This window comes from Mesorhizobium sp. L103C105A0 (assembly GCF_000502215.1).
Taxonomy (GTDB): domain Bacteria; phylum Pseudomonadota; class Alphaproteobacteria; order Rhizobiales; family Rhizobiaceae; genus Mesorhizobium.
In genome coordinates, this window is the sequence record NZ_AYXF01000016.1 from 41,887 (window position 1) to 65,478 (window position 23,592).

Here is a 23,592-nt window from a genome sequence, read left to right on the forward strand (position 1 = left end):
AAGTCGGGGCAAGGTCACGCCCGATGATCGAAGATTCGCCCTTTGTCGCAGCCGCGCCGGTGCTGGTGCCGATGCCGGCCGAACGGCCCTACACCTACGCTGTGCCTGCCGGCGTGCGCGTGGTGCCGGGCTCGATCGTGCGCGTGCCGCTCGGTCCGCGCCAGGTTGCCGGCATCGTCTGGGATGGTGCGGTCGAGAATATCGACGCCAAAAAGCTGCGCCCGATCGAACAGGTCTTCGACTGCCCGCCGATCGACCGCGGCATGCGCCGCTTCGTCGACTGGGTGGCGCAGTACACGCTGTCGCCGCCCGGCATGGTGGCGCGCATGCTGTTGCGCGCGCCGGAGGCGTTCGATCCCGAACCATGGATCGAGGGCCTGCAGCGGACCCTCGTCATGCCCGACCGGATGACGGATGCCAGGACGCGCGTGCTGGAGACGGCGGAAGGGGGGCTTGCCTGGACGCGATCCGGCCTGGCGCACGCGGCGGGCGTGTCGTCGACGGTGGTCGAGGGACTCAAGGCGCAAGGCGTGTTCGAGACGGTGATGATCCCGCCTCGACCGGTGGTCGCCGCGCCCGATCCCTCCTACGCCATGCCGGAGCTGATGCCGGACCAGGCAGACGCGGCCGCCATGCTGCGCGCCAATGTCGCGGCCGCTGCTTTCAACGTCACGCTGCTCGACGGCGTCACCGGCTCGGGCAAGACGGAAGTTTATTTCGAGGCGGTGGCGGCAGCCCTCGACCAGGGCAGGCAGGTGTTGATCCTGCTGCCGGAGATCGCGCTGACGCATGCCTTCCTCGAACGCTTCCAGCAGCGTTTCGGCGCCAAGCCGGCGGAATGGCATTCCGACCTGCCGCCCCGAATGCGCGAAAAGGTCTGGCGACAGGTGGCGGAAGGCGGCGTGCGCGTCGTTGCCGGGGCGCGTTCGGCGCTGTTCCTGCCGTTCCGCGAGCTCGGGCTGATCGTCGTCGACGAGGAGCACGACCCCGCCTACAAGCAGGAGGATCGCGTCTTCTACAATGCGCGCGACATGGCGGTGGTGCGCGGCCATATCAGCGGCTTCCCGGTGGTGCTGGCGTCGGCGACGCCATCGGTCGAAAGCCGGGTCAATGCGCAGCAGGGCCGCTACAGCAGGGCGGTGCTGTCGGCGCGCTTTGCCGAAGCCGCGCTTCCCGATCTCAAGACGATCGACATGCGGCGCGCGCCGCCGGCCCGCGGCGGCTTTCTGTCGCCGCTGCTGATCGACCAGATGCAACGTACGCTGGAGAAGAAGGAGCAGTCGCTGCTGTTCCTCAACCGGCGCGGCTATGCGCCGCTGACGCTGTGCCGTGTCTGCGGCCACCGCTTCGGCTGCCCGGTTTGTTCGGCCTGGCTGGTCGAGCACCGCTTTCGCGGCCAACTCGTCTGCCATCATTGCGGGCACAATGAGAAGCGGCCGGAGGCTTGCCCGGAATGCGGCACGCTCGACCATCTGGTCGCCTGCGGGCCTGGCGTCGAGCGGATAGCTGAAGAAGTCGTGGCGCATTTCCCCGACGCGCGCACGATCGTCCTGTCATCCGATTTGATGGGTGGAGTGCGCCGGCTGCGGCTGGAGCTCGAGGCCATTGCCAATGGCGAGGCCGACATCGTCATCGGCACGCAGCTGGTCGCCAAGGGCCATAACTTTCCCAACATGACGCTGGTCGGTGTCGTCGATGCCGATCTCGGCCTCGCCAATGGCGATCCCCGCGCCGCTGAGCGCACCTTCCAGTTGCTCAGCCAGGTGACCGGCCGCGCCGGCCGCACCGGCAAGAAGAGCCTCGGCCTGCTGCAGACTTTCCAGCCGGACCATCCGGTGATGCGGGCGATCGTCTCGGGCGATGCCGAGGCCTTTTACGAACGCGAGATCACTGAGCGCGAACGGGCAGCCCTGCCGCCCTTCGGCAGGCTTGCCGGCGTCATCGTCAGTGCGGTGACGCGGGCCGAGGCCGAAGGCCACGCGCGCGGCCTGCGCCGTGCAGCACCCCAGGCCAGCGACCTGTTCGTGCTCGGTCCGGCCGAGGCGCCGCTGTCGCTGCTCGGTGGGCGCCATCGTTTCCGTTTGCTGATCCAGGGTGAAAAGCGCGCCGACATCCAAGGCTTCATCCGAACCATGCTGGCCGAAGGGCCGAAGCAGCGCGGCTCGGTCCGCGTGCAGGTCGACATCGATCCGCAGAGCTTCTTGTAAGCACAAAGGCTGACGCCGCCGCCGGCCGCCCGTAAGCCGTTTGTCAAGAAAACTCAGCATCTTAGTGCCGGCTAAAATGCGCGCCGTTCATGTACCCGGCTCTCATCCGTTCGCTGACTAATCCTGATTTGAAAAGCCACAAAATAAATGTTGACTCATTTTATCATGAATTATAACTGGGCCTTTCCGCTCTGGCGCTGGGGACCAGGGCATGGATGGGGACAGCATGCATGCGCAGATTTTTCAGTACGCTTCTTTGGTCATCGGCTTTGGGTTCGTCGATTATGGCAGGCGCGGCATTTGCCCAGGAAACCGCTCCGACAGACCAGCAGGGAGCCACCGTGCTCGACCAGATCCTGGTCACCGGCCGCAATGAAAGGTCGATTTCCAGCGTCGCCCAGTCTGTCCAGGTCGTGGAACAGGAACAGGTCGAGGAAGCAACGCAGGAAAATATCGACGCCGCGACCCTGATCAGCCGCATCGTCCCCGGCTACGCGCCACGCAACCAGACCATTTCCGGCGCTTCGGAAACCTTCCGCGGGCGCAGCGTTCTCATCATGGTCGACGGTGTGCCGCGCAACACACCGCTGCGGGACGTCTCACGCATCCTGTCGATGATCGACCTGAATTCGGTCGAGCGCATCGAAGTCATCAATGGCGCGTCCAGCCTTTATGGCGCCGGGGCCACCGGCGGCACGATCAACTTCATCACCAAGCGCGGCGATAGCGACAAGCCGAAGGTGACAGTGCGCACCGGCGTCACCGCCTTCACCGAGAATCCCGGCAAATCGGCCGGGCCCAGCACCAGCGTCTCGGTCGAGGGCAAGAAAGGCGATTTCGACTATTTCTTCTCGGCGTCCGGCGATCTGTCGCGTCGCACCTATGGCGGCCACGGCAACGAGGTGGCTTCGGACGCCATGCTTGGCCAAGGCGGCGGCGACCGCACCGGCACGGGCAATCTGTTCGGCGTGGCCGGCTACCAGTTCGATTCCAGGCGCTTCGAGGCCAGCGTCGACTGGACCTATGCCAACCAGAAGCCGGACTGGTTCACCGATTACACGACCAATCCCGTCTCCCCGGATTTCGGCGATCCCTATGAAGGCAAGCCGCTGAAGGAAGATTCGAAATATCTGACCGCCAAATACACCGACAGCGACTTCGCGCTCGGAAACCTCGAGGTCAAGGCGTTCTACAACGACATCTTCAAGCAGTCGCCCTTTACCAAATTCTCGGCCGTCAACAGCCAGGTGTATTTACCGACGAACCCGACGCGGCCGGTGATCCTGCCGCCGGGTACGGACCCGACCGCCGACTTCAACCAGACGGCGCTGCAATCGCGGCGCAGCGGCGTCAACCTGACCGTCAACACTCCGATGGACTTTATCACTCAGGGCAGCACGCTGACCTGGGGCGCCGACCACGTCTTCGATGCCACCGATCAGCAGCTGACCAACGGCCAGGACGCCATCTCGCCCACGACCCAGAACTCGGTCGCCTTGTTTGCGCAGGGCGAAATTCCGGTGACGGATCGCTTTCGCATCAGCGGCGGCGCGCGCTACGACCAGTTTTATCTCAACGTTGAAGACTTCACCCGGCCTGCCGCTGCCGTTCTGCTAGGCCGGAACATTATCGGCCTGCCGGCGATCCAGGTGACCGGCGGCTCGTTCGACTACGACGCCGTCACCTTCAACGCCGGCGCCGTCTACGATCTGACCGAAAGGATGCAGCTTTTCGGCAATTTCTCGCAAGGCTACAGCCTGACCGACATTGGCGGCTTCACCCGCCGGGCCGGGTTGAACTCCAACGCCGAAACCTGCGACGCCTATGGCACCGCCATCCGGCCGCTGCTGCCGTGCACCAACGCGCCGGATTACGCGATCAGCTATGCCGATATCGCGCCTGAACCCCAGCTGGTGAACACCTGGGAAGCCGGTCTGCGCGGCGACTGGGGCGACTATCGCGGCGGCGTCAGCGCCTATCTGTCGACCTCGGACAACGGCGTCAGCTACGACATCGTCAACAACCGGGTATCGCAGCAGAAGGAACGCATCTGGGGCGTGGAAGCCAATCTCGAGGCAGATCTCAGCGGCATGTTTACGCTGGGCGGATCGGTCGGCTATGTCGAAGGCAAATACGATGCGGATCACGACGGCCACATCGAAGCTAACGAGTATCTGCCGAACAACCGTATCCCCTCGACCTACAAGGGCCTGGTCTATCTCACCACCCGTTTCGAGAACGAGCTGACCCTGCGCAGCGAGTTGGAGCTGTTTTCCGGGCGCGACCGCATCGCCACCCAGGACCTGGACGGCGCTGCGCTGGTCAATCTCGCCGTATCGAAGACGTTCGCCAATGAAAGCGTGCTGAACCTTGCCGTGCGCAATGTGTTCGACACCTACTACATCAACCCTTCCGCATCGGCGACGCGCGGCGCCGACGTTCCGGGGCTGGGGCGTTCGGTCGCTCTGTCCTACCAGATCACATTCTGAGGGCGGCGATGGCGGTGTCTCTCCAACGAAACGGTGCATTGGTCTCGCTGCTGGCAGAAGCGCCCGCCGATCCGGCGGATGGCGCGCGCTATATCGAGGCGCTCGGCCGCCTTTCGCAGGAACTAGAGCCGTTCGTGCTGCTGGTCGATATCGGCATCGAGATCGCGCTGAGCGACGCCCAGCGCAAGGCGCAAAACCTCTGGTACAAGGCGGAACGCGAGCAGCTCGAAAAGATCTGTCGCGCCTGCGCACTGGTGCGCACCGCCGCCGACGAGAACATGCAGCGCGTCTGGCAAAGCCTGTTCGGCTTTCCAGTGCTCGTCACCCGCAGCCGGGCGGAGGCCGGCGCCTTCCTGAACGGTTACGCACCGAAGGACTATGTCAAATGAGCGGCGACACAGACCGGCCGGCGCCCGCCGGGCTTTCGCGCCTGCGGCTTTTCGTCGTTCTCGCCTGCCTTTATCTGGCGCAGGCCATCCCGAGCTATCTGTTTGCCGCGACGATCCCGCCGATCCTGCGCGAGCAAGGCGTGTCGCGCACCGCCATCGGCATGATGGCGCTGCTGATGCTGCCGCTGGTGCTGAAATTCCTGTGGGCGCCGCTGGTCGATCACTTTCGGCCAGTGGCCCGCGCCCATCGCGCCGGCTGGGTCATCATCACCCAGATCGGCGTCATCGCCGGCATCGCGGCCATGCTTTGGATCGAGCCGACCGATGTCGCCGGTATCTTTGCCGTCGGCCTTGTCGTGAGCCTGTTGATGTCGACCCAGGACATCGCCACCGACGGCTACGCGGCCAAATATCTCGACCCGAAGGACAGGCCGATCGGCAATGCGATCCAGGGCGGCGCCTTCGCGCTCGGCGTCGTTCTCGGCGGCACGCTCGGCCTGTTGGTTTATCATCATGCCGGCTGGCAAACCATGGTGGCCATGGTGGCCGCGCTGTCCGTCATCCCGCTGTTTGCTGCCTTCGCCATGCGCGAGACCGATCCCGTCGCCAGCGCGCTGCAGGCGGCCATCGACCGCCCCTCGATCCTGCGTNGCCTTCGCCATGCGCGAGACCGATCCCGTCGCCAGCGCGCTGCAGGCGGCCATCGACCGCCCCTCGATCCTGCGTTTCCTGCGCCGGCCCGAGGCACGCCAGATCCTGTGGATCGCGCTCATCTACCGCGCCAGCGAGGGGCTGGTGAAGTCGATGGAAGGCTCCTATCTCGTCGATGCCGGCGTGCCGCTCGACATCATCGGTTATCTCTCGGGCGGCGCCGCGCTCACCGTCGGGCTCGGCGGCTCGGCGCTGGCGGCATGGCTGCTGCACAAAAGGGGCGCCGCCTCGGTGCTCGGCCTGCTCGGCGCGCTGCGCACCATCTGCTTCCTGATCTTTGCACTGCATGCTTTCGGCGCTATCGCCGGCTTCTGGCCGATCTTCGGCGCCTCGTTCCTGCAGACGCTGGTGCGCTACATGGAGATCGTGGCGCTCTATAGCCTGTTCATGGCCGTGACGTCGTCGGACCAGCCGGGCACCGACTTCACCATCCTGTCCTGCGCCCAGCTTATCGTCTACCTCGTCGGCTCCATGCTTGCCGGGCGCCTCGCCGACATGCTCGGCTACTCCGCGCTGTTCACCCTGGCGACCGTGCTGTCGGGCATCGCCGTGGTGGCGACCTATCGCATGTTGAATGCCCATTTCGCCGATACCGCAAAAGCCCAACCGGGTACTCCGATGCCGCCATTGCCGGAGCTCGCCGAATGAGCGCGGTTTGGCTAGCGCTTGCGAACCATGGCAGCGAGACAGGCAGCGGCCAGCGCCAGCGCCGCGCAGTCGGCCAGCGGCGCAAAGGGCCAGAGCGTGAAGGCAAAGCCGCCGGCCAATGCGCCGATGCTCTGGCCGAGCACATGGGTGCTGGTGAGCCAGCCGGCCGCCGCGCCCTGCTCGCCGGGCTCCAGGCGCTTCATCAGCCAGGCGGTGTAGCCGGGTGTCGCCAGGGCAATGCCGGCCGCCGCCACCACCAGAGACGCTGCCGAGGCAACATGGCTGGCCGTGACGGCCAGCGCCGTCATGCCGACGCAAACCATGAGACAGCCGACGACGACGCTGTTGCGCTCCGCCAGCCGCAGGCGCGCCATGAGCAGTCCCTGGACCAGAACCATGACGATGGCGACCAGCATCAGGGCCAGGCCGGTCACCGTCGTGGCCTGCGTCGCACCAAGGCCAAAACGCTGCTGGGCCATCGGGCCGAGCATCATCTGCACCTGTCCGAAGCCGAGCGTCAGGCACAAGCCCATCGCCAGGCAAGGCAGAGCGCGGCGATCGAAGGGCGATATTCCACGGCCAACGTCGGCCGCCCTGCCGTCGGTCCGTCCGCCGGCTTCCCCTTTGCCCCGCGCGAGCCACAGCAACAGCGGGCTGAACAGGAACAGGATGGGCGGCAGCAGCGGCGACAGGACGGCAGCCGTTGCCGCCAGCGCGCCGGCCAGCCGCCCCATGCTGACGCCGGCGCCAAGCAGTCCCAGCGCGGCCTGTCGCCTGTCATCGGCAGCCGAGCGGCTGGCCCAGACCTGCGCCGTCGGCATGACGCCGGACGCGGCAAAACCGTACACGGTTCGCGAAAGCATCAGCAAAGCGATGCCCAGCGCGGCTCCCGTGCCGGCTATCAGCAGAATGGCGAACACCGCCTGGCCGGCCAGCATGGCGAGGCCGAGCAAGCGCAGCAGCCTGGCATGGCCAAGCCGCTCGCCCATGCGACCCCACAGCGGCGAGCCGACCAGAAAGGCCGCCGCGCCGACAGCAGTTGCCGCGCCGATGGCAAACGTGTCGAGCCTCAGCCGCTCCATCACCAGGGGAACGAGCGATACGAAGGCCGACTGGCCGAAGCCGATTGCCGAGACCGCGATCGCCAGGCGGCGCAGAAGCGAAGATCGATTTTTCATACCGGTCGTCATAAGACCAAGCTTATTTCTTGTTTATAATAGTTAATCAACATAAATGTTTAAAGACGACGACTTATAGATGTAATCTGCAGTATTATTAGGATTTATCGAGATGCACATGGAACAAGTAGGACCAGAATCTTCCTCTGCATTAAGCCCGTTACTCAACGCGTTGCTGCGGGAATGGAATGGCTGGGAATTCGTCGACGCCAGGCAAACCGCGCTGTTTCGGCCGCAGGCAGCCGTGCTGCGTCTGAATTTCCCTGCCTCGCGCGCGGCGGTGCTCGTCGAAGCGCGGCATCGCTCGAAGGTCGGTTACCACGATTTAGCGATGCCGCTCTGGCGCCTCGATATTAGTAACGAGGGGGCCGATGGCGAAGCGACCGAGATCGACCTTTTCAGCCTTTTGGCGCTGATCCTGGCGGATCCCGACATTGCCGGCCGGGCGACAGCGAAAAGCCGACTGACCTTCCTGCGCCGCAGCCTGGCCAGCATCGCCGCAATCGCTGACGCGACTGCGGCGCGTGGATCGTCGCGGCCCTTCTCCGAAGGCGATCCTGATTTCATCGATGCCGAAAGCGCCCTGCGCTTCGGCCATGCCGTGCATCCGGCGCCGATGAGTCGCGAAGAGTTCACGCACACGGATTCCGCGCGCTTCGGGCATGAATACTGCAATGCGTTCAAACTGCGCTGGTGGGCCGTCGACCCGACCATCCTCACTGGGGGCAGCGTCGAGCCGCTAGATGTCACCGAGATGGTCCGCGGGCTTGCCGCCAGCGATCCGCAGCTGCTTGCTCGGGCTGGCAAGCAACAGGGCAAGGTTCTCGTTCCGATGCATCCGTGGCAGGCCGTACGGCTCGTGCTGGAAGACCCCGTCGAGCGCCTGTTTCGCGCCGGCCGTATCGTTGATGTTGGGCTCGGCGGACCAGCGTGGCGGGCCACGACCTCGCTGCGCACGGTTCATTCAGCTGAAGCCGAGTGGATGCTGAAATTCTCGCTCAGCCTGCGCCTGACCAATTCCAGGCGCATCGTCGAGGAGCATGAGTGCCGGCGCGGCCTTTCGGTGCACCGGCTGGTCAAGGGCAAGCTCGGCTATGCCTTGCAGCGGCGCTGCCCGACCATGACGGTGCTGGGTGAGCCCGCCTGGTTCGGCCTGCGTGACGAAGACGGCCGGCTGATGACGGATACCATCGTCTCGTTTCGCGAAAATCCGTTTCGCGGCACGGGCAATCCGCCGGCTGCCGTTCTCGGCGCGCTTTGCGAGCGCCATCCCGGCCGTACCGAAAGCCATCTGTCCGACCTGGTCCACCGTATCGCCCGCGACGAGAAGCGACCTGTCGAGGAAACGGCGCGTTTGTGGTTCGAGCGTTTCCTTCATGCCGCCATCGAGCCGTTTATCGTTGCCTTCTCGGAATTCGGCCTGCTGTTCGGCGCCCATCAGCAGAACCTCGTCGTCGGCCTCGCCGGCGGCTGGCCGAATGCGCTCTATTTTCGCGACTGCCAGGGCACCGGGTATGTCGAGGAATTCCTGCCCAGGCTGCGCGAATTCGTGCCCGAGGCTGGTCAGGCGGGCGATCATGTCTTCCCAGCGGAAGCGGCTGCGAAGCTGTTCGGCTACTATCTGGTCGTCAATGGCGCTTTCGCCGCCGTCGCAGCCCTTGCCGCCGCTGGCCTCACCAACGAAGACGATCTGCTGGCGATATTCCGCCGCTCGCTCGAGCGGCTGGCTGCCACGCCGATGGCTGACCGGTCCTGCGTCGACTATTTGCTCAACGCGCCGACGCTGGCTGCCAAGGGCAATTTCCTGATCGCGCTGCGCGACATCAATGAGAACACCGAGGTGACCGATCCGCTGGCAGGTTACGTCGAGCTTCCCAACCCCCTGCATGTGAGAGAATACGCATGAACATCGAGGCTGCGAAGAACTGGTCACCCGCCACCGTCGCCGGCAACGAAGGATGGCAGCATCTGGCCTCGGCCGCGGAGCCGCTCGCCATCCGTGCCGGCGATGGCCATGTCAGCCTGGTCAACGCTGAGGGAACAGCGGTGGGACAGGCCCGCATCTCCATCGCGGATGGCCGCCTGCTCATCGACGATGTCGCGTTCACTGGCGGCCGCCTCGACCAACCGCAAATCCTTGCAGGTCTCGTCGACGCCGCGCTGCGCCTGCATCCTTCCTTCGACCGCGCCTTCCTGCCGGCGGCCAAGACGCTGTGGCCGGTTTCGGCGCTGGCCACCGAGACGGTTCCGGGTGAACCGGAACGCGCCGTCATCCATCGCTCGGTCCTCCGCCAGCTGCCGCTGCTGTGGCGCAGCCAGGCCTCGCATGTCACCTATCCGGCATTGACGACCGCTATCGGCCCGCAAGACCGGCTGCCGCCATTGCGCCAACCGCGCCCCTGCGGCCCGATGTACGAACGCTGGATTGCCGAGATCGGTCTCACCGTGTCGTTGCGGCCGATCGACCGCCGGACCGATCTCGACCTCTTCCATCGCTGGATGAACGATGGCCGTATCGCCTTCTTCTGGGAGCTTGCCCGGGGCCATGAGGAGCTCGACAAATATCTCGCCGAGCAGGAAAGCGATCCGCATATTTTCGGCGTCATCGCCAGCTTCGACGGCGAGCCGACCGGCTATTTCGAGTTCTACTGGGCCAAGGAGGACCGGCTCGGGCCCTATTACGAGCCGCTCGACTGGGACCGCGGCTGGCATGGGCTGATCGGCAATACGCGCCATCTCGGCCGGCCGAAGACGCTGGCTCTGTTCCGTTCCGTCACCCACTATCTGTTCCTCGACGAGCCGCGCACGCAGCGCGTCGTCGGCGAGCCACGCGCAGCGCACCAGAAGATGCTGAGCTATTGCGCCGGCGCCGCCTACGACAAAGTCAAGGAGTTCGACTTCCCGCACAAGCGCGCGGCACTGGTCTGCTGCGAGCGGGAACGCTTCTTCCGCGAGGTGCCGATGTGACGGTGCAGCAACCGATTGCCAAAGCGGGCGAGGCGACACGCTGGGCCGCGATCAACCGCGATGCCGTCGCCAAGGCCATTTCCGAACTGACCTTCGAGGAGTGCCTGTCGCCCCGCGAGCTTTCGCCCGGCCGATGGAAACTGACGCTCGGCCCCGGCTTGACCTATCGCTTTGCCGCGACGCGGCGCCTGTGGGGTCAGATCGCCGTCCGTCCGGAGACGCTGACCCGCGATGCCGGCATCGAGCTGCCGGTCGACGATGCGGTCGCCTTCTTCGCCGACGCGCGCGAGACGCTCGGCATGCCGCCGGCAACATTCTGCACCTATGCGAAGGAGCTTTACAACACGCTGATGGCCGACATGCGGATCGCCAAAGCCCGCGGCAATCGACCAGCCGCCGAACTAGCCGCGCTGCCGGATACCGAGTTGCAGGCATTGCTCGACGGCCATCCGAAGGCGCCCGCCAACAAGGGCCGGCTCGGCTGGGGACGGGACGACTTCGAGCGCTACGCGCCAGAATCGGCCACCGCATTCCAGCTCTTCTGGCTTGCCGCCGCCAGCGATCGCTGCCTGCTGGCGCTTGACTGCGGGCTCGACGAAGAGGCGCTGCTGCAGGCCGCACTCGGCGACTACGAGCGCGCAAGGCTCGAAGCGGCTTTCAGCGCCGCCGGGATCTCGCGATCGACGCATAGGCTGCTGCCGGTCCACCCCTGGCAGTGGCAGGCGATGATCGCCTCGCAATATGGTAGCGAGATCGCTGCCGGCCGGCTGGTGCCGCTTGGCCAGTTCGGCGACGCGTTCCTGCCCTTGCAGTCGCTGCGCACGCTTGCCAATGTGGCACGGCCCGAGGCGCTGCATGTCAAGCTGCCGCTGACCATCCTCAACACCTCAGCGTGGCGCGGCGTGCCGGGCAAATACATGGCGATCGGCGCCGATCTGTCGCGCTGGCTGGCCACGGTGGCGGCCGCGGACCCGGTGCTCAAGGACGTCAAGGTCTTGCAGGAAGTCGCCGGCGCCTTCTATCCGCATCCGCACTATACCGGCGTTGAAGGCGCGCCCTATCAGTTTTGCGAGATGCTGGGCGCCATATGGCGCGAAAGCCCCGAAAAGGATCTGACAGCGGGCCAGCGGCCGATGATGATGGGCGCCCTGCCGCAGCGCGACGCGCATGGCAGGCCGATCGCCAGCGCCCTGATGGAGCAGTCCGGCCTTGGTCCGGAGGCATGGCTCGATCGCCTGTTCTCCACGGCCTTCGTGCCGCTCTACCACTTCATGTGCCGTTACGGCGTCGGCTTCATCGCCCATGGCCAGAACGTCACCATCATCCTCGACGGAGCGACGCCTCTCGGCGTGGCGGTCAAGGATTTCCAGGGCGACCTCGATCTCGTCGACCAGCCGTTTCCCGAACTGGCCGGCCTCGACCCCAAAATCCTGTCGACGCTGAAGCGTCGGCCACCGGCACATCTTCTCCAGCATCTGCAAACGGGACACATCGTCAGCGTTCTGCGCTTCCTATCCGAGGCGCTGGCCGCCTATGACCGCTTCGACGAGAGGACTTTCTACGCCATCCTGGCCGCCGCCATCCGGCGCTACCAGGCGCAGAACCCTGAGCTGTCGGAACGGTTCGCGCTCTTCGATCTGTTTGCTCCGAAGATCCCACGCATCGCCATCAACAAGGTGCGCTTCGCCATCGGCTACGGCGACAGCGACGAACGCCCTCTGCCTGACCTTGGCACACCGCTCGACAATCCGCTTAACCCCGAGTCAGCCCGGCGATCTCCCATCAGCCCAGCCAGCTCCATAAGGAGTTCGCCATGACCCATACGCTTGACCTCGCAGGCATCGGCATCGGGCCGTTCAATCTCAGCCTCGCCGCCCATCTCGATGCGGTGGACGGCGTCGAAGCGCGCTTCTTCGATCGGGCGACGCGGCTCGAATGGCACCCGGGCATGATGCTGCCGGGCGTCGAACTGCAGACATCCTTCCTCAAGGATCTCGTCACCGCGACGCATCCGACCAGCCCATGGTCGTTCATGTCCTATCTGGTCGCGCAGAAGCGGTTCTATGAATTCCTCAACGCGGATTTCTCAGCCATCCCGCGGCCGGAATTCGCCCGCTATCTCGGATGGGTCGGTGAGAACTTGTCTTCGCTGCGCTTCGCCAGCGCCGTCGACCGGATCGACTTCGACGGAACGAATTTCAGGCTGCATATCGGCCGCGAGCAGGTGAACGCGCGCAATCTCGCCATTGCCGTCGGGCTGGTGCCCAACATCCCCGCCTGGGCGCGGGCGGCGGCCTCCGATCAATGCTTCCACAACGCCCAGGCCGCCAACCGCCTCGATCGCCTGAGCGGACAGCGTGTCGCCGTGATCGGCGGTGGCCAGAGCGGCGCCGAAGTGCTTCTGCATCTGATCTCCTCCGACCGCTTCGCCGGCCGCGAAATCGAGTGGATCTCGATGCGGCCGAATTTCCTGCCACTGGACGACTCGCCTTTCACCGACGAACTCTTCACGCCGGGCTATGTCGAAAGCTTCCATCGGCTGCCGCAAGGGCGGCGTGAGACGATCCTGGAACAGCAACTGCTTGCCGGTGACGGCGCATCGACGAGCACACTGAAGGCGATCTATCGCCAGCTTTACACGCTGCGGCACCTCTCGGAGGAAACGACGGCGGTCAACATGACGCCGCACCGCGAAGTGCTGAACGTGACGCGGGAAGGCAGCGAATACCGGCTGATCATGCGCAACGGCTTCGACGGCGCCATCGAGACGCGCACCGTCGATGCGGTGGTTCTGGCCACCGGCTATGCCTTTGCCATTCCTGATTGCATGGCGCCGCTCATGAACAGGATCGCGCTGGACGAGCGCGGTCATTACAGGCTCAACGCCAGCTTCGAGGTCGAATGGGACGGGCCCGACGACCGCCGGATCTACGCGCTCAATGCCGGCCGGCTCAGCCATGGCATAGCCGAGCCGCAGCTCAGCCTGATGGCTTGGCGCAGCGCCAAGATCGTCAATTCGCTGCTCGGGCGGGCACAGTTCGATCTCGATCTGCCCGATCCGCCGGTTGCCTGGAGTTCAAGGCACACGACACAAAGCCTGCATCATCTCGGCGCCAATGCGAGGATGACCGAATCGGGCGCGCGGTGATGTTTGTGGAGGCGGGCCGAAGAGCGTGGTACGGCGCGCGTTAAGGTTGACATCGACCCGTAAAGCTTTTCTGTGAGAGAGATCGTTCGGTCCTGCTGGAGGCTCAGCGCATGAAAACCCTTGGCCTCATCGGCGGCATGAGCTGGGAATCGACGGCGATCTATTATCGCCTGCTCAACGAGATCGTGCGCGAGCGGCTGAGCGGGCTGCATTCGGCAAAGCTGTTGCTCTATTCCTTCGACTTCGCCGAAATCGCCGACCGGCAGCATCATGGCGACTGGGACAGTGCGGGCGTGCTGCTGGCGGATGCGGCGCGCAAGCTGGAGGCGGGCGGCGCAGAGGGGCTTTTGATCTGCACCAACACCATGCACAAGCTCGCCGACCGGGTGCAGGCGGCGGTGTCGATCCCGCTTATCCACATTGCCGACGCCACGGCCGTCGCGGTCAAGGGCGCCGGCGTCAAGCGGCCGGCGCTGCTGGCGACCCGCTTCACCATGGAGCAGGATTTCTACAAGGGCCGACTGACGGAGAAATACGGGCTGCAGCCCGTGGTGCCGGACCAGGCCGGGCGCGACATGGTGCACCAGGTAATCTACGACGAGCTCTGCCGGGGCATCGTCAGCGCGGCATCGAAGGCGGCCTATATCGACGAGGTCGCCCGTCTGCGACGCGATGAGAAGATCGATGGCGTCATCATGGGCTGCACCGAGATCACCATGTTGATTGGCGAGCGCGATTTCGACATTCCGGTGTTCGACACCACGCGCATCCATGCCGAGGCGGCGGTCGCATTCATGCTGCCCTGAAGGGCCAAAACAGAGATCAGGGCTGGGCGGCCACGGCGACATTGCCGCTGCCGACCACTTTCAGCTTCCATCGATCTGCTTCCGTGCCGGCCAGATTGAGGTGCCCGGTCAGGAAATAAAGGCGATCGGTGTCGGGGCCTTTGGCTGTGCAAAACCGGTCCTGCAGATAGGAGTGAGGCGTCGCCTGACAATACAGGTTGGCCACGATGCTGGCCGGACGCGCGCGCGGCCTAAACAGCCTTCCGCTCCTTCACGAATTGCGTGCCAAAACTGCCGCGCGCTTGACTTCTTTTTGCAGCGACATTCAATACATCCGGCATTGCTGTGAGGGGATGAAAGCAAGATGGAATTTGCGTTTCCGTGGCCGACCAGCCAGGGCGAATGGCTGGCTTGGTCCAGCGCCGTCGTCACCTTGGCGCTCGGTCTGCTGTTTTTCCTCGCGCCAGGGCTGGCATTTCGGATTCTGCGGCTGCAGGTCCGGCCCGAAAGGGCAGCGGCAATCGCGGAAGGGCGCGGCCGGATGTCGGGCTTCTATCTCGGCGTCAGCCTGTGCTGCATTCTGTTGGCGCAGCCGTGGCTCTATATGGCACTCGGCTTTTCCTGGCTGTTCACCGCTTTTGGCCGTTTGCTGTCGATGATGTCGGACGGCGCCAACACGCCTTTCAACTGGGCGTCGATCGTCGTCGAACTCGTCCTGGCCGCGTTGCCGCTTGCCTTCGTCTTCGGCTTTCTGCCCTGAATCGGCAGCCAATCCAAAGGCTTCGGTTGAACTCTGCGGCCGGATGCGACAATAGTGCCCGAAAAGCATGCGGGACGACGCATTGCGGTCTTAAAATGCCTGTGCTAGACGGCAATCGACTTTCGGCCGGGGATAGCGGAAGCCGCGCCTCCGTGCTTGGAAAAACTTAGTAAGGTCAAAGATTTAGCCAGAGTTTTTGCTCGCGCCAACAATCTGCGGCCCCTCAGACAAGAGAAAAGACGGTCCGTGGCTCAATCGTCATCGCCAATCTCGGGTGTCGCAGAACGCTACGCGGGTTCGCTGTTCGAACTTGCGCGGCAGTCGAATTCGGTGGCCAAGGTCGAGGCCGACCTCGACAGTTTCGCCAGGATGCTGGATGACAGCGCCGACCTGACGCGCCTCATCAACAGCCCGGTGTTCTCCAGCGAGGACCAGGCCAAGGCAATCGCGTCGATCGCCGACAAGGCCGGCATCACCGGCCTGACCGGCAATTTCCTGCGCGTCGTCGCCCGCAACCGCCGGCTCTTCGCGGTGCCCGGCATGATCAAGGCTTTTCGCAAGATCGCCGCCGAACAGCGCGGTGAGACATCAGCCGAGGTCACTTCGGCGCATGAACTGACGGCTGCCCAGCAGACCGAACTCAAGGCCGCGCTGAAAGGCGTCGCCGGCAAGGACGTGGCCATCACTGTTACCGTCGATCCGTCGCTGCTCGGCGGGCTGGTGGTCAAGATGGGCTCGCGCCAGATCGATACGTCGCTCAAAACCAAACTCAATTCGCTCAAGCTTGCACTGAAAGAGGTCGGCTGATGGACATCCGCGCCGCGGAAATTTCCGCAATTCTCAAAGACCAGATCAAGAATTTCGGCAAGGAGGCCGAGGTCTCCGAAGTCGGCCAGGTGCTGTCCGTCGGTGACGGTATCGCTCGCGTCTACGGCCTCGACAATGTCCAGGCCGGCGAAATGGTCGAATTCCCCGGCGGCATCCGCGGCATGGCGCTCAACCTCGAAGCCGACAATGTCGGCGTCGTCATCTTCGGCGCCGACCGCGACATCAAGGAAGGCGACATCGTCAAACGCACCGGCGCCATCGTCGATACGCCTGTCGGCATGGGCCTGCTCGGCCGCGTCGTCGACGCGCTCGGGAATCCGATCGACGGCAAGGGCCCGATCAAGGCGACCGAACGCAAGCGCGTCGACGTCAAGGCGCCAGGCATCATCCCGCGCAAGTCGGTCAACGAGCCGATGTCGACCGGCCTCAAGGCCATCGATGCGCTGATCCCCGTTGGCCGCGGCCAGCGCGAGCTGGTCATCGGCGATCGCCAGACCGGCAAGACCGCGATCATCCTCGACACGATGCTCAACCAGAAGGCCGTGCACGACAACGGGCCGGAAAAGGAAAAGCTCTACTGCGTCTACGTCGCCATCGGGCAGAAGCGCTCGACGGTCGCGCAGTTCGTGAAGGTTCTCGAAGAGCGCGGCGCCCTTGAATATTCGATCATCGTCGCCGCCACAGCTTCCGATCCGGCGCCGATGCAGTTCCTGGCGCCGTTCACCGGCGCCACCATGGGCGAATATTTCCGCGACAACGGCATGCATGCGCTGATCAGCTATGACGATCTGTCGAAGCAGGCCGTCGCCTATCGCCAGATGTCGCTCTTGCTGCGCCGCCCGCCGGGTCGCGAAGCCTATCCGGGCGACGTGTTCTACCTGCATTCGCGCCTGCTCGAGCGCGCCGCCAAGCTCAACGACGATCTGGGCGGCGGTTCGCTGACCGCGCTGCCGATCATCGAGACGCAGGCCAACGACGTGTCGGCCTACATCCCGACCAACGTGATCTCGATCACCGACGGCCAGATCTTCCTCGAAACCAACCTGTTCTTCCAGGGCATCCGTCCGGCGGTCAACGTCGGCCTGTCGGTGTCGCGCGTCGGTTCGTCGGCGCAAATCAAGGCGATGAAGCAGGTCGCCGGCTCGATCAAGGGCGAGCTCGCGCAGTACCGCGAAATGGCTGCGTTCGCGCAGTTCGGCTCCGATCTCGACGCCGCCACGCAGCGCCTGCTCAACCGCGGCTCGCGCCTGACCGAACTGTTGAAGCAGCCGCAGTTCTCGCCGCTCAAGGTCGAGGAGCAGGTCACGGTGATCTTCGCCGGCGTCAACGGCTATCTCGACAAGCTGGCGCTGAACCAGGTCGGCAAGTTCGAGCACGGCCTGCTCAGCCATATGCGCTCGGCCGGCAAGGACGTGCTGGACGGCATCCGCAAGGAAAAGGCGCTGTCGGACGATCTGCGCGCCAAGCTGAAGGCCGAGATCGACGCCTTCGCCAAGACCTTCGCTTGAGAAGAAGCCGGACGCTCGGGATCAGGTTTGAAGCATGCCTTCATTAAAAGACCTTCGTAACCGTATCGCCTCGGTCAAGGCGACGCAGAAGATCACCAAGGCGATGCAGATGGTCGCCGCGGCGAAGCTGCGTCGCGCGCAGGAAGCAGCGGAGGCGGCGCGTCCCTATTCCGAGCGGATGGGTGCGGTGCTGGCCAATATCACGCAGGCGATCGGCGGCGGCGGCGATGCCCCGGCGCTGATGACCGGCACCGGCAAGGACGATGTGCATCTGCTCGTCGTCTGCACGGCCGAGCGCGGCCTGTGCGGCGGCTTCAACTCGCAGATCGCACGTCTGGCCCGCGACCATATCCGCCGGCTTCTGGCCGACGGCAAGCAGGTCAAGATCATCTGCGTCGGCAAGAAGGGTTTCGACATTCTGCGCCGAGACTATGCCTCGCTGATTATCGACCGCGTCGACCTACGCGATGTCAAGAAGCTCGGCTTCGTCAATGCCGATGCGATCGCCCGTAAGATCATCCATCTGTTCGGCGAAGGCGGCTTCGATATCTGCACGCTGTTTTATTCGCAGTTCAAGTCGGTGATCAGCCAGATTCCGACCGCGCAGCAGATCATTCCTGCCGGCGTGGCTTCGGCTCCCGCCGAAGCGACCGCCGGTGGCAATGCCGTCTACGAATACGAGCCGGAGCCGGGCGAGATCCTCACCGACCTCATTCCGCGCAACATCTCGGTCCAGGTCTTCCGCGCGCTGCTCGAAAACGCAGCCGGCGAGATGGGCGCCAAAATGAGCGCCATGGACAATGCAACGCGCAATGCCGGCGACATGATCAACAAACTGTCGATCACCTATAACCGCCAGCGGCAGGCGCAGATCACCAAGGAACTGATCGAAATCATTTCGGGCGCCGAAGCGCTCTAGGCGCGACCGCCAGGAGGTCATCGACCTTCTGATGGAGCGTGAGAAACAAAGGACGAGAAGGGTAAAGACGATGGCGAAAGCAGCGACCCCCGCGAAGACGGCCCCCAAGGCGGCCGCAAAGGCTCCGGCAGCAGCGGCGAAGGCCGCTCCGGCCAAGAAGGCGGCCGCGCCCGCCAAGGCCGCGGCCCCGGCAGCGAAGACGACGAGCGTTGCCGTCAAGAAGACCGGCGCCATCGGCAAGGTTCGCCAGGTCATCGGCGCCGTCGTCGACGTGCAGTTCGGCGATCATCTGCCGGCCATTTTGAACGCCATCGAAACCTCCAATGTCGGCAACCGCCTGGTGCTCGAAGTTGCCCAGCATCTGGGCGAAAACACCGTGCGCTGCATCGCCATGGATTCCACCGAAGGCCTGGTTCGCGGCCAGGACGTCTATGACACCGGCGCGCCGATCACCGTTCCGGTCGGCCCGGGCATGCTCGGCCGCATCATCAACGTCATCGGCGAGCCGGTCGACGAAGAAGGCCCGGTCGACGGCATCGAGATGCGCGCCATCCACCAGCCGGCGCCTACCTATGTCGAACAGTCGACGGAAGCGCAGATCCTGATCACCGGCATCAAGGTGCTCGACCTTCTGGCGCCCTACGCCCGCGGAGGCAAGATCGGCCTGTTCGGCGGCGCCGGCGTCGGCAAGACGGTTCTGATCCAGGAGCTGATCAACAACGTCGCCAAGGCGCATGGCGGCTTCTCGGTCTTCGCCGGCGTCGGCGAGCGCACCCGCGAGGGCAACGATCTTTATCACGAGTTCATCGAGTCCGGCGTCAACAAGAAGGGCGGCGGCGAAGGCTCCAAGGCGGCACTGGTCTATGGCCAGATGAACGAGCCGCCGGGCGCGCGTGCCCGCGTCGGCCTGACCGGCCTGACGGTCGCCGAATATTTCCGCGACCAGGGCCAGGACGTGCTGTTCTTCGTCGACAACATCTTCCGCTTCACGCAGGCCGGTTCTGAAGTGTCGGCGCTGCTCGGCCGTATTCCTTCGGCCGTGGGTTACCAGCCAACGCTGGCCACCGACATGGGTGCGCTGCAGGAACGCATCACCACAACGACCAAGGGTTCGATCACTTCGGTGCAGGCGATCTACGTGCCGGCCGACGATTTGACCGACCCGGCGCCTGCGACCTCGTTCGCCCACCTGGACGCGACGACCGTGCTCAACCGCGCGATCTCGGAAAAGGGCATCTACCCCGCCGTCGATCCGCTCGACTCGACCTCGCGCATGCTCGATCCGCTGGTCGTCGGCGAGGAGCACTATGCCGTCGCCCGCCAGGTGCAGTCGATCCTCCAGCGCTACAAGTCGCTGCAGGACATCATCGCCATCCTGGGCATGGACGAGCTCAGTGAAGAAGACAAACAGACTGTCGCCCGCGCCCGCAAGATCGAGCGCTTCCTGTCGCAGCCGTTCTTCGTCGCCGAAGTGTTCACGGGTGCGCCGGGCAAGCTGGTCGACCTCGCCGACACCATCAAGGGCTTCAAGGGCCTCTGCAACGGCGACTACGATCACCTGCCGGAAGCCGCCTTCTACATGGTCGGCGGCATCGACGAAGCGGTCGAGAAGGCTCAGCGCCTGGCGGCTGAAGCAGCGTAATCAAGGCAATAGGGAGTAGTCAGTAGTCAGTAGTGAATAGCGGCCGGGTGATCAGGACAGTTGTCCTCTCCCTACTCCCTACTCACTACTCCCTACTCACTAAATTGACATGGCTGAAGCTTTCAAGTTCGAACTGGTCTCGCCGGAGCGCCTCCTGGTTTCCGAGCAGGTCGAGTCAGTCGTCATTCCAGGCGCCGAGGGTGAAATGACGGTCATGGCGCACCATGCGCCGGTCATGACCACGATCAAGCCGGGCGTCGTCACGCTGAAGACCGCCGGCGGCAAGGAAGAGCGCTATGTGGTGTTCGGCGGCTTTGCCGACATCGTTCCGGCCGGTTGCACGCTGCTGGCCGAATCGGCGGTTGCCGTCGGCGATATCGACCGCGCCGATCTCGCCCGCCGCATCCAGGAAGCCAAGGAAGACGCCGCTGACGCCAAGGACGATCAGTCCCGCAGCAAGGCCGAGCAGTTCCTCGCCCAGCTGACCACGCTCGAAGGCGCACTGCTGCCGGCGTAAGCCGCAGAATGACTTGAAGAAAAGGCCGGGCTCAGCCCGGCTTTTTTGTTGCGGCCGCCATCCTGGATCGTCTCGCATAGGCGCAGGGCCTTGGCGGGATTTCGGGGCGGGCAGCCAGCATGATCAGATCGGGTGGCGGCATGCCGGCTGCCAGTCAGGGCGAGATGAGCTTGTATTAGGCGATGGCGCCGGCGGAACCGCGATTTGGCTGCGGGGGTACAGTCGGATCGGGGCTTGCCCCTGCTTTCTGGTTGTTCGACAGTCCGGCTGTCTATCGATTTGGGGTGGCCGATGACGGAACAGACAACGCAACCGGAAGCGGCCTCGCGATCCCGGTGGACGACGGCGCTGATCGCGGCCTTTGGCGGTCCGTTCGGCGGGTTCCTTTGGATCGGCGCCGGCCGGCCGGCGGTTGCCAGCCTGGTGGTGATCAGCGCCATAAGCATTGCGCTGACATATGTGGGATTCCCGGTTCTGCCGGGGGTCGATCTCGCCTGGCTGGTGGATCTCTCCAGTTTAGGTCTCATGGTCCTGTGGGTAGCGCTCGTCGTGCCTTTCGCGTCACGATACAGACCGAACCGGTGGTATTCACACGGCCTTTCGGTGCTGCTGTTGGCCGTGCTGACCTCCTACGGAGCCGCGTTAGCGATCCGCACATTCCTCTTCCAGCCGTTTTCGACCCCGGCAGGCAGCATGACACCAACGCTGGAACTCGGCGACTATTTCTTCGTCTCGAAGTTTGCCTATGGTTACAGCCGCTACAGTGTTCCTCTTGGGCTGCTGCCCTTCGAAGGCCGGATCTTTGCCGCCGAGCCGAAGCGCGGAGATATTGTGGTGTTCAAATTTCCAGCGGATCCGAGCATGGACTACGTCAAGCGGGTCGTTGGACTGCCGGGCGACAAAATCCAGATGGTCGACGGAATCCTTCGCATCAATGGTGTGGCGGTCAAACTCGAGGATGTTGGTCCGTACAGCTCCGAGGACTCTCCCCAAAGCGCCAGACTGCAAGGTGAAACCCTCCCCAACGGCGTTTCCTATTCCGTCATCAGTCTTACGGACAATTCAATAACCGACAACACGCGGGTGTTCGACGTGCCCGAAGGCCACTATTTCGTGCTTGGCGACAACAGGGATAATTCCTCCGATAGCCGGCTCAGTGTCGGCTTCGTTCCTGCCGAAAACCTGGTCGGTAAGGCAGTGCGACTGTTCTGGAATTCGCAAGGCACGGAGTATTCGTCGCGGCAGAGGCTGGACGCTCCGGCGGGACAATAGGCTTGAAATGGGCGGTTCCGGACCAGCTTCAGCCTACGTTTGTCGGCTCCGGTATGCCGAGCGCTGAGAGCGCAAGCACGATCCCGCCTTGCAGGATATGCTCGCGATGAGCGGCGACCAGTTCGATCAGCGTCTGCCGCTCGGGCTTGCCGCTGACGAAGCCGGCCCAGTCGAACACCGCCGCTACTCGTTCCAGCATCCGTCGTTCGTCGAGCGCCGCCAGCGCCGCGTCGAGCGGATCGGTAAAGTGGGCTTCCGGCAGGTCCTTGCCGCGCGCCTCGCAGGCGGCGATCCAAGCGGCGATCACCAGCGTCAGATGCTCCGGGACCAGGCCGGCCTGGATGCGCTCGATGGCGGTAGCGACAATGCGCTGCGGCAATTTCTGGCTGCCGTCATTGGCGATCTGCGCGGTGCGGTGGGCCAGCGCGGTGTTGGAGAAACGTTCGGCAAGTTCGGCCGTATAGGCTGACGTGTCGAGCCCGGCATCCCCAGGCAAGGTCGGGATGGCCTCGGCCCAGAGCCGGTCGACGAACGCGCGGATCGCGGGATCCGCGAAGGCGCGGTCGACGGTGACGTGGCCGCTGAGCAGGCCGATATAGGCGATGCCCGAATGGGCGCCGTTGAGCAGCCGAAGCTTCATGTCCTCGAACGGCCGGACATCCTCGACCATGGTGACGCCGAATTTCTCCCAGGCCGGGCGGCCGGCTGGAAACCTGTTTTCGATCACCCATTGCCGGAACGGTTCGGTCATCACCGGCCAGGCGTCCTCGAGGCCGAGTTCGACCGCGATGCGCGCCCGGTCGGCATCGGTGGTTGCCGGCACGATGCGGTCGACCATGCTCGATGGGAATGCAACGTCATCGGCTATATGACCGGCGAGGGCAGCGTCGCCTGAAGCAGCAGCGCCGGCATCGCGCAGTTTTGCAAACCCGACCAGCAGCCGGTGCAGCGTGGCGCCATTGGCCGGCAGGTTGTCGCAGCAAAGCACGGTGAAGGGCGGCGTGCCGGCGGCCCGGCGTCGCACCAGCGCTTCCGCCAGGAATCCATGCGCTGTCCTGGGAGATCCGGGATTGCCCAGATCGTGGACGATATCGGGATGGTTTTCGTCGAGGCTGCCGTCGGCGGCCCTGAGATAGGCCTTTTCGGTGATGGTCAGGGTGACGATGCGGGTGCGCGGGTCGGTCAGCGCGGCCAGCACCGCGCCGGGGTCTTCCGGCGCGACCAGCATCGACTGGATCGAGCCGACAATGTGCAGCGCTTCGCCATCGCTGCCGCGCACCGCCAGCGTGTAGAGCCCGTCCTGTGGCGTCAGCGCATCGCGCGTGTCGGGGCTGCGCAGCGAGACGCCGACAATGCCCCAGCCGGTCTCGCCGGCCGCTAGGCAGTCATCGACATAGGCGGCCTGATGGGCACGGTGGAAGGCTCCAACGCCGAGATGGACGATGCCTGGGGCGACACTGGCGCGATCATAGGGGGGGACCGCGACCGAGGCCGGCAAGGATTGCACTGTTGCGTTGGAAAGGCGTCTGCTGGTCATGGCGCGGCTTGTCGCTGGATGGTGTGCGGGGCGGGATCTGCTAGCGGCCTAACATCCGCTCTTCCGCCGCACAATGACCTGACGCCG

19 protein-coding genes and 1 pseudogene are annotated in these 23,592 nt (G+C 64.5%); 17 read left to right on the plus strand and 3 right to left on the minus strand.

Going from position 1 to position 23,592, the window contains the following annotated elements; all coding sequences use genetic code 11:
- The first annotated feature begins 23 nt into the window (after positions 1-23).
- From X727_RS137995 to X727_RS1000000169240, 5 genes and pseudogenes are all read left to right on the plus strand, one after another.
- On the plus strand, positions 24-2,207 hold the full coding sequence (locus X727_RS137995; RefSeq protein WP_023684089.1) for a primosomal protein N': 2,184 nt from the start codon (positions 24-26) through the stop codon (positions 2,205-2,207).
- 284 nt (positions 2,208-2,491) lie between these two features.
- Positions 2,492-4,696, plus strand: a complete 2,205-nt coding sequence (locus tag X727_RS137990) for a TonB-dependent receptor (protein WP_050591331.1) — start codon at positions 2,492-2,494, stop codon at positions 4,694-4,696.
- A gap of 8 nt (positions 4,697-4,704) precedes the next feature.
- Positions 4,705-5,085, plus strand: a complete 381-nt coding sequence (locus X727_RS137985; RefSeq protein WP_155923622.1) for a hypothetical protein — start codon at positions 4,705-4,707, stop codon at positions 5,083-5,085.
- A pseudogene (locus tag X727_RS1000000169235) lies at positions 5,082-5,693 on the plus strand (MFS transporter); the annotation flags it as partial. The gene X727_RS137985 and the pseudogene X727_RS1000000169235, both read left to right, overlap by 4 nt.
- A 52-nt stretch (positions 5,694-5,745) precedes the next feature.
- On the plus strand, positions 5,746-6,444 hold the full coding sequence (locus X727_RS1000000169240; RefSeq protein ID WP_023835219.1) for a hypothetical protein: 699 nt from the start codon (positions 5,746-5,748) through the stop codon (positions 6,442-6,444).
- A gap of 11 nt (positions 6,445-6,455) precedes the next feature.
- Here the strand turns inward: X727_RS1000000169240 and X727_RS137980 are convergent, their stop codons facing one another.
- Positions 6,456-7,622, minus strand: a complete 1,167-nt coding sequence (locus tag X727_RS137980) for an MFS transporter (RefSeq protein WP_031204741.1) — start codon at positions 7,620-7,622, stop codon at positions 6,456-6,458.
- Positions 7,623-7,866: 244 nt separating this feature from the next.
- Between X727_RS137980 and X727_RS137975 the strand changes: the two genes are divergently transcribed.
- From X727_RS137975 to X727_RS137955, 5 genes are all read left to right on the plus strand, one after another.
- Positions 7,867-9,528: an IucA/IucC family protein gene (locus X727_RS137975; protein ID WP_245274217.1), complete on the plus strand. Its 1,662-nt coding sequence runs from the start codon at positions 7,867-7,869 to the stop codon at positions 9,526-9,528.
- On the plus strand, positions 9,525-10,589 hold the full coding sequence (locus X727_RS137970; protein ID WP_023835221.1) for a GNAT family N-acetyltransferase: 1,065 nt from the start codon (positions 9,525-9,527) through the stop codon (positions 10,587-10,589). The genes X727_RS137975 and X727_RS137970 overlap by 4 nt, the downstream gene beginning before the upstream one ends.
- The gene (locus X727_RS137965; RefSeq protein WP_023835222.1) at positions 10,586-12,406 is read left to right on the plus strand and encodes an IucA/IucC family siderophore biosynthesis protein; all 1,821 of its coding nucleotides are present in this window, start codon (positions 10,586-10,588) and stop codon (positions 12,404-12,406) included. Before X727_RS137970 ends, X727_RS137965 begins: the two co-directional genes overlap by 4 nt.
- Positions 12,403-13,737, plus strand: coding sequence for a SidA/IucD/PvdA family monooxygenase (locus tag X727_RS137960; protein ID WP_023835223.1), 1,335 nt, complete (start codon positions 12,403-12,405; stop codon positions 13,735-13,737). The genes X727_RS137965 and X727_RS137960 overlap by 4 nt, the downstream gene beginning before the upstream one ends.
- A 110-nt stretch (positions 13,738-13,847) precedes the next feature.
- Positions 13,848-14,543: an aspartate/glutamate racemase family protein gene (locus X727_RS137955; RefSeq protein ID WP_023726135.1), complete on the plus strand. Its 696-nt coding sequence runs from the start codon at positions 13,848-13,850 to the stop codon at positions 14,541-14,543.
- Between the two features lie 16 nt (positions 14,544-14,559).
- Here X727_RS137955 and X727_RS137950 read toward each other — a convergent pair whose 3' ends face one another.
- Complete coding sequence (locus X727_RS137950; RefSeq protein WP_023726136.1) at positions 14,560-14,748, minus strand: hypothetical protein; 189 nt, start codon at positions 14,746-14,748, stop codon at positions 14,560-14,562.
- 138 nt (positions 14,749-14,886) lie between these two features.
- Between X727_RS137950 and X727_RS137945 the strand changes: the two genes are divergently transcribed.
- From X727_RS137945 to lepB, 7 genes are all read left to right on the plus strand, one after another.
- Complete coding sequence (locus X727_RS137945) at positions 14,887-15,282, plus strand: DUF4345 family protein (RefSeq protein ID WP_023684099.1); 396 nt, start codon at positions 14,887-14,889, stop codon at positions 15,280-15,282.
- A 246-nt stretch (positions 15,283-15,528) separates the two neighbouring features.
- A complete protein-coding gene (locus X727_RS137940; RefSeq protein ID WP_023688887.1) occupies positions 15,529-16,089 on the plus strand; it encodes a F0F1 ATP synthase subunit delta in 561 nt (186 codons plus the stop codon).
- Positions 16,089-17,618: a F0F1 ATP synthase subunit alpha gene (gene atpA / locus X727_RS137935; RefSeq protein WP_023684101.1), complete on the plus strand. Its 1,530-nt coding sequence runs from the start codon at positions 16,089-16,091 to the stop codon at positions 17,616-17,618. Before X727_RS137940 ends, atpA begins: the two co-directional genes overlap by 1 nt.
- A 34-nt stretch (positions 17,619-17,652) precedes the next feature.
- On the plus strand, positions 17,653-18,537 hold the full coding sequence (locus X727_RS137930; RefSeq protein WP_023668672.1) for a F0F1 ATP synthase subunit gamma: 885 nt from the start codon (positions 17,653-17,655) through the stop codon (positions 18,535-18,537).
- Positions 18,538-18,607: 70 nt separating this feature from the next.
- Entirely contained in the window at positions 18,608-20,179 is a 1,572-nt protein-coding gene (gene atpD / locus X727_RS137925; RefSeq protein WP_023668673.1) for a F0F1 ATP synthase subunit beta, read from the plus strand.
- Positions 20,180-20,288: 109 nt separating this feature from the next.
- Complete coding sequence (locus tag X727_RS137920; protein ID WP_023750363.1) at positions 20,289-20,696, plus strand: F0F1 ATP synthase subunit epsilon; 408 nt, start codon at positions 20,289-20,291, stop codon at positions 20,694-20,696.
- A gap of 525 nt (positions 20,697-21,221) precedes the next feature.
- Positions 21,222-21,968 (plus strand): signal peptidase I, encoded by a 747-nt coding sequence (gene lepB / locus X727_RS01000000165140; RefSeq protein WP_032889989.1) that lies wholly within the window; start codon positions 21,222-21,224, stop codon positions 21,966-21,968.
- 28 nt (positions 21,969-21,996) lie between these two features.
- Here lepB and X727_RS137915 read toward each other — a convergent pair whose 3' ends face one another.
- A complete protein-coding gene (locus X727_RS137915) occupies positions 21,997-23,505 on the minus strand; it encodes a mannitol dehydrogenase family protein (RefSeq protein WP_031204748.1) in 1,509 nt (502 codons plus the stop codon).
- Between the last annotated feature and the right edge of the window lie 87 nt (positions 23,506-23,592).